Here is an 8336-nt window from a genome sequence, read left to right as displayed (position 1 = left end):
AGCCGAAGGCGCATCCGCCGTAAGTACCCGCAAACCTACCCCCGAAAGAAATCCACCGGCAACCCCTTCACATCGGTCTGATAAATTAACAGGTTTCCCGCCTCGGGCTCTCGGGCCAACTGCGCTTCGGACAGATTTTCCCGCGCGGTGGTAATACACAACCAGGACAGATCCGGACCACCAAAAGCCACACAGGTGGGCTGACTGACCGGAACCTCCAGCTCCAACAACACCTCGCCCTCGGGGGAGTAACACACCACTTGGCCGCCACCGAACAGGGCATTCCAGACATTGCCCTCGGCATCTACACAACTGCCGTCATGACCAGTGCCCTCAGGGGCCAGGGCAAACACCCGTCGGTTGCTGAAACTGCCACTGTGGGCGTCGAAGTCATAGGCGTAATAGACCCCCCGGGCGGAATCAGACAGATAAGCGGTGCGACTGTCCGGGCTCCAGCACAAACCATTGCTGATGCCCAGGCCGCGTAAATGCGGCTGCACATCGCCGTCAGCCGTCCAGCAGTAGAGCGCGGCGCCATCCTCATCCGCCAGCGGGTCCCCGGCTTCCACCATGGTGCCGGCCCAGAAGCGGCCCTGCCGGTCAACCTTGCCATCGTTGAACCGATTGCCCGGTTTGTGCGCTTCGGGGTGGGCCAACCAGTGACAGTCGCCGGTTTCTGGCGTGTACAGAGCAAAGCCCTTGTCAAAGCTGGCGATCAGGGTCTGGGGGGCTTGTGAGATAGCTTGCGAAGGCGCCACAAACCCGAAGGCGGTGAGCCGTTCGGGTGTGGACCACTCGGTCAGGGAGTCCGAGTCGGGGTGATAGCGGTAAAGACGACAACCGAAGATATCGGTCCACCAGAGGGATTGCTGGTCGGGGTGCCAGAGCACCCCTTCTCCCAGAACATTCCCGACTGGCAGGCTTTTAACACACTCGGGCTGCCGCACGATTTACCACCAGACGCTGTACAGCGCGACCAGGATCAGAACCACACCGATGCTCAACACATTGAAGCTGGTACGGGTGCTGAAATCGATGTTGTCCAGGTGAATGGCATTGCTCTGCTCTTTGGCACCGCTGATCAGGGTAATCACGACGGCCAGCACCACACAGGCAATAAACACGATACCCACCCGATCAATAAACGGCAGGCCGGGCATGAACTTCCAGAACAGCGCGGAGAGCACGACCGAGGCAATGGCCGCGACCAGTGCTGACGTCGCGGTTGCGCGCTTCCAGAAAAAGCCCAGCAGGAAGATCGTGACGATACCCGGAGTGAAGAAACCGGTGAATTCCTGAATAAACTGGAACGCCTGGGGGAAGTTACCCAGCAGCGGGCGGGCGATGATCACGGCAATCAACATCGCCAGGCAGGCGACGGAGCGGCCAATAATGACCTTTTTATGCTCGGTGGCATTCTGGTTGATCATCTTGCTGTAGATGTCCATCGTGAAGATGGTGGAAATACTGTTCACCATGGAACCCAGGGACGAGGCAATCGCGGCCACCAGGGCGGCGAAGGTGATGCCGAGCAGGCCTTGCGGTACCAGCTTCATCATTTCCGGGTACGCCTGGTCCGGCTGGGCCAGATCCGGCTTGAGCATGGCCGCGGCCATACCGGGCAGCACCACAATCAGTGGCATCAGGATTTTCAGGTAGGCGGCAAAGGCGATGCCCTTCTGCGCTTCGGCCAGGCTCTTGGCAGCCAGGGTGCGCTGGGTGATGTACTGGTTAAAGCCCCAGTAAGACAGGTTCATGATCCACAGGCCACCGACCAGCACGGAAATGCCCGGCAGGCTGATGTAGTGCTCGTTGCTCGGGTCCAGAATCATGTCGAACTTCTCGGGAATCTCCGCCAGCATGATGGAGAAGCCCTGGAAAGCACCGGAACCGCCGGCATTTTCGGCGATCTGGTCCAGCGCCAGGAAGGACACCATCAGGCCACCGATGATCAGCAGCACCACCTGGATGATGTCGGTCAGCGCGACCGCCTTGAGGCCACCGTAGATGGAGTAACCGATGGAGAACACCGCCAGGAAGCTCAGGCCATAGACCAGGTCCAGCCCGGTGATAGCATTGATCGCCAGAGCACCCAACCACAGAATGGAGGTCAGGTTCACAAAGGTATAGAGGGCAAGCCAGAAAATCGCCATGACCGTGCGCACCCGGCTGTCATAGCGCTGCTCCAGAAACTGGGGCATGGTGCTGATGCCTTTCTCCAGGAAGATCGGCAGGAAGTACTTACCGATGATCAGCAGGGTGATGGCTGCCATCCACTCGTAGGAGGCGATGCCCAGGCCGATGGCGAAGCCGGAGCCGGACATACCGATGATCTGCTCGGCGGAAATGTTCGCCGCAATCAGCGAGGCGCCGATGGCCCACCAAGGCAAGGATTTACCCGCCAGAAAGTAGTCCGTGGAGTTTTTTTCGTGGCCGGCTTTTTCCCGGGAAACCCACCAGGCAATGCCGACCAGCAGCACGCAGTAAACGGCAAAGGTGGTTATATCAAGTGGTGACAAGCTCATGTTGCACTCCATATTATGTGATTATTGTCCGGCGGGTGCGGTGTGGACGCCCCTACGCCCGCTTCGCCGCCCTGCGTTCTATTGGGAGGTACGCCGAAGAGTATTGCCGATGAATGCACGGATTCCGCCGGAATTTTTCGAGCGGCTATTATGCGGATAATCCGCATCGACTGCGAGTGCCGATGTAGGGATTTCAGGGGGAAAAGTGGGAATTGGGTGTGTTTACGGCGGATACCACGGCAGCTCGCGTAGGGCGGATAAGCCGAAGGCGCATCCGCCGCGTACTCAGCTACAACCGCCCACCATCGATCACGAACTTCTGACCGGTGATCATCCGGGCGTCGTCCGAGGCGAGAAACAGCGTCAAGTTGGCGACATCTTCCGGCAGAATCCGCTCCTTCAGGCACACCTGATCCATCCACCAGGCTTCCGCCTCCGGCGTGAGCCACTTGTTGAGCTGGCGCTCGGTGATCACCCAGCCGGGCACAATCGCGTTCACCCGGATCTTGTCCGAGCCGAAATCCCGGGCCAGGGACTTGGTCAGCCCCAGCAGGGCCGCCTTGGCGGTGTTGTAACTGGGCAGCTTACTCGGCCCGAACAGGGCGTTGATGGAACTGAAGTTGATGATCACCCCGCCGCCCTGCCGGGCCATCAGGGGCTGAATCGTCTGGGCGGCGAAAAACGCCGGGTGCAGGTTGACCGCCAGACTGTTGTACCAGGCCTGCTCAGACAGATAACGGGGGTCGTAGCGCTGATCATTGGCGACGTTGTTCACCAGTACGGTGAAGTCGCCACACTGATCCGCGAGGGCGCGAATGGCGGCGCGCAGCTCGTCGATTCGGGTGACATCGCAGCGGCGGAATACCACCTGGGCGTCGTGTCCGGCACGCACCCGCTCGGCCAGCTCATTCCCCGCCTCTTCATTGAGGTCGACGAAGGCGACATTGCTGCCCTGGGCGGCAAAGGCCTCGACCAGGCAAGCGCCTATTCCGGTCGCCCCGCCGGTAATGAATACCGAGCGGTGAGCAAGACTGGCATAGCGGGTGTATTCAGTCATTAATGCGATTCCCGGTCCACCTGGTCGCCGCTGGCGCCCCTCAAAAAGTCCAGATCGACGCCCTGATCGGCCTGGAGCACGGTATCAATATATAACTTGGCATAGCCGCGAGTGTATTCTGACTCCGGCCGACTATCCTGCCATTCGGCCAGCCGTTGCGCCAGCTCGGCGTCGCTGATCCTGAGCGATAGACTACGGTTTTTGCCACTGAATGCAATCTCATCGCCATTGCGCACCAGCGCCAGGGGGCCGCCGGCACTGGATTCGGGCGCAACGTGGAGAATCACCGAGCCGAACGCGGTTCCGCTCATACGCGCATCCGAGATACGCAGCATGTCCCGCACGCCCTTTTCGAGCAGTTTTTTCGGTAGGGCCATATTGCCCACTTCCGGCATGCCGGGGTAGCCCTTGGGGCCACACCCCTTGAGTACCAGTACCGAGTGTTCGTCCACGTCCAGATCCGGGTCGTCGATGCGCGCCTTGTAGTCCTCGATGCTCTCGAACACCACAGCCCGCCCGGTGTGTTCCAACAGCGCGGGAGTCGCCGCGTTGGGCTTGATGATGGCCCCCTTGGGGCACAGGTTGCCCTTGAGCACCCAGATGCCAGAATCCGGATTGACCGGATTGTCCAGCTTTCGAATGATGTCGTCATTGTAACATTGCGCGTCAGCAATCTGGTCCCCCAGAGCGGCACCCGAGACGGTCACGTTGGTTGTGTGCAACCTGTCCTTGATACGCGCCATGACGGCAGGCAGGCCACCGGCGTAGTGGAAATCTTCCATCAGGAAACGCCCCGAGGGCATCAGGTCCACCAGCAGTGGAATGTCCCGGCTGAGCCGGTCGAAATCATCCAGTGCCAGCTCGATCCCCAGCCGCCCGGCAATGGCCAGCAGATGCACCACCACGTTGGTGGACCCGCCAATGGCGGCATTGACCACAATCGCGTTTTCCAGCGCTTCCCGGGTCAGGATGTCGGCGAGGCGGACATCCTGCTTGACCAGCTCGACAATGCGCCGCCCGGTAAGGTGCGCCAGCGCCTGACGGCGGGCATCCACAGCGGGAAGCGTACCGTTCAAGGGCAGGCTCAGCCCCATGGCCTCGGTCAGGCTGGACACGGTGGAGGCGGTGCCCATGGTCATGCATACGCCCCGGCTGCGGGACATGCCGCTTTCGGCGGCGATGAAATCATCAATGCTCATCAGCCCGGCGCGTACCGCCTCGGAGTACTTCCAGACATCGGTGCCCGAGCCAATGTCCTGGCCGCGGAATTTGCCGTTGAGCATGGGGCCGGAGGACACCACCATGGTCGGGAGATTGACACTGGCGGCGCCCATGATCTGGGCCGGGGTGGTTTTATCGCAGCCCCCGAGCAGCACCACCCCATCAATGGGGTTGCCGCGAATGGACTCTTCCACTTCCATGGCCAGCAGGTTGCGGAACAGCATGGCGGTCGGGCGCATCTGGGTTTCCCCCAGGCTCATGGCGGGAAACTCCAGCGGCAGTCCGCCCGCTTCCCAGACGCCCCGTTTGACGTACTCGGCCAGTTCCCGCAGGCCCGTATTGCAGGGGGTGAGCTCCGACCAGGTGTTGCAAATGCCAATCACCGGCCGACCGTCGAACACATGATCCGGCAACCCCTGATTTTTCATCCAGGAACGGTGGATAAAGCCATCCTTATCCAGTTTGCCGTAACTCTGTGTGCTGCGCCGAGGCTTGCCCGGCGTGTCGGAATCAGACATGGGGAGGGGTTCCTGCAGCCATGAAAATCAGGCGGTTTCGGTGCGACGAGCCGCAATCGCGGCGTCGATCAGTTGAAGCGCTTCCTCCAACAAGGCTACGGCGGCCTTGCCCGCGCCCTCCACATCACCGCGCGCAATCGCCTCGTACACCGTCCGGTGGTCGGCTTCGCTGGCCACGGTAACGCCTTTCATCTGGTTGGTGGAGGCAATACTGACCCGCAGCGCGGTCTGAATGAAATTGCGCAGTTGGATGAAGAAGCGGTTTTCGCTGGCCAGCAGAATGGCCGAGTGGAAGGCAATGTCCGCCTCCAGAGGGTCATCATGGCCCCGCTCGGCGGCTTCCATGCGCAAGAGCGCTTTTTCGATATCGGCAATCCGCTCCCGGCTCTGCTTCCGGGCGGCGAGAATGGCCGCTTCGGGCTCGATGCCGATGCGCAGCTCAGTGAACTCGCGCAGCAGCGACAGGGAGGGGCGGCTGCTCAGGGTCCACTCCAGAACGTCCTCATCAAACATGTTCCAGCGATGGTTGGGTTGCACCCGAATGCCCTGGCGGGGCCGGGAAGAAATCAGCCCCTTGGCGGTGAGCATTTTCACCGCTTCACGCACTACGCTGCGACTGATATCAAACTGCTCGCACAAGTCCGCCTCGGTGGGCAGGGGATCATTGACACTGTACTCCCCGCGCACAATGGCTGCGCCCAGTTGGTAGGTCACCTGATGGGTCAGGTTGCGGCCGCCCTCTAGTCTGCTCATTACCTTGCTCGCTGTGGTTGGAAAGCCGGATATACGCGCCGACGCGCCTTACCGACCATAAATGCTATTTATCTTACAGCAAAGCCGACAGGGCTTACGCCCCTTTTTTGGCAGACAGGCTCCGGCGCAGCGCGGTAATCACCGGGACCACTTCCGGGCGCACCTGGCGCCAGAGATAGAAGGACTCCGCCGCCTGTCCCACCAGCATGCCCAGGCCATCGGTCAGTCGGGCAGCGCCGTGGGCTTCGGCCCACTGCAGAAACAGTGTCGGTTCGGCGGCGTACATCATGTCGTAACAGGCAGCACCTTCGGCCAGCAGCTCCTCGGGCAGGGGCGGCAGTTCGCCGCCGAAGCCGGCGGAGGTGCCATTGATCACCAGGTCAAACTGACGTCCGCTCAAGGCCTCGTACCCCAACGGTTCAATCACGCCCAGGTCGGCAAACCCTTTGGCCAGTTGCTCGGCCTTGTGCACGGTGCGGTTGGCGATGGTCAGTGAGCCGGGCTCCTGCTCCATCAGCGGTTGAAGTACGCCGCGCACCGCCCCCCCGGCACCCAGGATCAGCAGCCGCTTGCCGGCAATCTCCCAGCCGAGGTTGTGCATGTCGTTTACCATGCCGATCCCATCGGTGGTGTCGCCCAGCAGGGTACCGTCCGCTCGCTTTACCAGGGTGTTCACCGCACCGGCGCGGCGGGCACGCGGTGTCAGGCGGGCCGCATAACCATAGGCGGCCAGTTTGTCCGGGGCAGTGATGTTCAGGCCTTTGCCGCCACTGGCGAAAAACGCATCGGCGGCCTGCTCGAAGTCTTTTTCGGCCACCTGTTGTTTGGTGTAGGCGATATCTTCCCCGGTCTGCTCGGCAAACTGACGGTGGATATAGGGGGACTTACTCTGGGCGATGGGATCGCCGAATACGGCGTAAGCGTCTGTCATACAACCTTCCAGCTCTTGTTATTCGATCCAGTCTCTGGCCTGCAGATAGTGCTCAGTGAGCGCCGCTTCGGCGCTGCCCGGCTCCGGTTGCCAGTCGTAATCCCAGCGCACCAGGGGCGGCAGAGACATCAATATCGACTCCGTGCGCCCCCCAGTCTGCAGACCAAAGAGGGTGCCGCGATCATACACCAAATTGAATTCGACATAACGCCCTCGCCGGTAAAGCTGGAAGTTGCGCTCGCGTTCGCCGTATTCGGTGTCCTTGCGCCGGGCGAGGATCGGGCGGTAGGCGGGCAGGTAGCTGTCGCCCACGGCGCGCATCACCGCGAAGCTGCGCTCGAAGCCCAGTTCGTTGAAGTCGTCGAAGAAAAGGCCGCCAACGCCCCGGGGTTCGTCGCGATGTTTCAGGAAAAAGTAGTCATCGCACCATTTCTTGAAAAACGGATAGAGATTGTCGCCGTGGGGGTCCAGGGCGTCTTTGGCGGTGCGGTGCCAGTGACGGCAGTCGTCGTCGCTGCCGTAGTAGGGGGTCAGGTCGTAGCCGCCCCCAAACCACCAGACGGGTTCGGCGCCGGGTTTTTCGGCGATGAAGAAGCGCACGTTGGCGTGGCTGGTGGGGGCGTAAGGGTTGTTAGGGTGGATGACCAGGGAGACACCCATGGCTTCGAAGGAGCGCCCGGCCAGTTCGGGCCGGTGGGCGGTCGCCGAGGCGGGCATCTGGTCGCCAAAGACGTGGGAGAAGTTGACGCCGCCTTTTTCGATGGCGTTGCCTTCGGTCAGCACCCGGGAGCGGCCACCCCCGCCCTGTTCGCGCTGCCATTCGTCCTGTAGGAATCGGGCACCGCCGTCTTCGGTTTCCAGCTCGGCGCAGATGCGGTCCTGGAGTCCGAGCAGGTAGTCTTTGACGGCCTGTTTGTCGGGGGCGTTTTCGGTGGGCATGGTGAGTCTCGCGCTGTCGATTGAGGGCGTATTGTACGCGCCCGAACCCACCGAGGCGAAATTCATGGCCAGAGTGATCTAAACTGGGTTATGGTCAGAATGATTATGACGTCCCGCTGAGACAAAGCGTTTTAGTATCCAGCTATTTTTGTTGCTTCAAGCCCGGGTCGCTGCGAGGTGAACCCTTTCAAGACACGCCGTGAATACGGTCCCTTCGCGCTCCCAGCGCTTCGGGACACTTCCCACATCCATGTGGGTCGTCCACGGGGCTCGCATCGCGGGTCCCCCCGCTCCACGGTTTTGAAACGGTATACCCCACCGCAAACCTCCGTGCCACATTCTGCGTTACTTTGCGTAGGGCGGGTAAGGCCAAAGGCCGCACCCGCCGTCAC

The 8336-nt window shown here is 61.2% G+C and carries 7 protein-coding genes; all 7 read right to left on the bottom strand.

Annotated features, from left to right (window positions below; genetic code table 11):
• Positions 1-35 precede the first annotated feature (35 nt).
• Positions 36-890 (bottom strand): SMP-30/gluconolactonase/LRE family protein, encoded by an 855-nt coding sequence (locus B3520_RS05325; protein ID WP_286875572.1) that lies wholly within the window; start codon positions 888-890, stop codon positions 36-38.
• Between the two features lie 60 nt (positions 891-950).
• Positions 951-2525, bottom strand: coding sequence for a sodium/sugar symporter (locus B3520_RS05320; protein ID WP_123638797.1), 1575 nt, complete (start codon positions 2523-2525; stop codon positions 951-953).
• A gap of 289 nt (positions 2526-2814) precedes the next feature.
• On the bottom strand, positions 2815-3582 hold the full coding sequence (locus B3520_RS05315; protein ID WP_286804340.1) for an SDR family NAD(P)-dependent oxidoreductase: 768 nt from the start codon (positions 3580-3582) through the stop codon (positions 2815-2817).
• Complete coding sequence (locus tag B3520_RS05310; protein WP_286804341.1) at positions 3582-5321, bottom strand: IlvD/Edd family dehydratase; 1740 nt, start codon at positions 5319-5321, stop codon at positions 3582-3584. The genes B3520_RS05315 and B3520_RS05310 overlap by 1 nt, the downstream gene beginning before the upstream one ends.
• 27 nt (positions 5322-5348) lie before the next feature.
• A complete protein-coding gene (locus B3520_RS05305; protein ID WP_286804342.1) occupies positions 5349-6074 on the bottom strand; it encodes a FadR/GntR family transcriptional regulator in 726 nt (241 codons plus the stop codon).
• Between the two features lie 94 nt (positions 6075-6168).
• A complete protein-coding gene (gene aroE, locus B3520_RS05300) occupies positions 6169-7005 on the bottom strand; it encodes a shikimate dehydrogenase (protein ID WP_286804343.1) in 837 nt (278 codons plus the stop codon).
• An 18-nt stretch (positions 7006-7023) separates the two neighbouring features.
• Positions 7024-7944 (bottom strand): oxygen-dependent coproporphyrinogen oxidase, encoded by a 921-nt coding sequence (gene hemF / locus B3520_RS05295; protein WP_286804344.1) that lies wholly within the window; start codon positions 7942-7944, stop codon positions 7024-7026.
• Between the last annotated feature and the right edge of the window lie 392 nt (positions 7945-8336).

It is taken from the genome of Marinimicrobium sp. UBA4509 (genome assembly GCF_002388575.1).
In the GTDB taxonomy this organism is placed as follows: domain Bacteria; phylum Pseudomonadota; class Gammaproteobacteria; order Pseudomonadales; family Cellvibrionaceae; genus Marinimicrobium; species Marinimicrobium koreense.
This window is presented reverse-complemented; position numbering and strand designations above follow the sequence as displayed.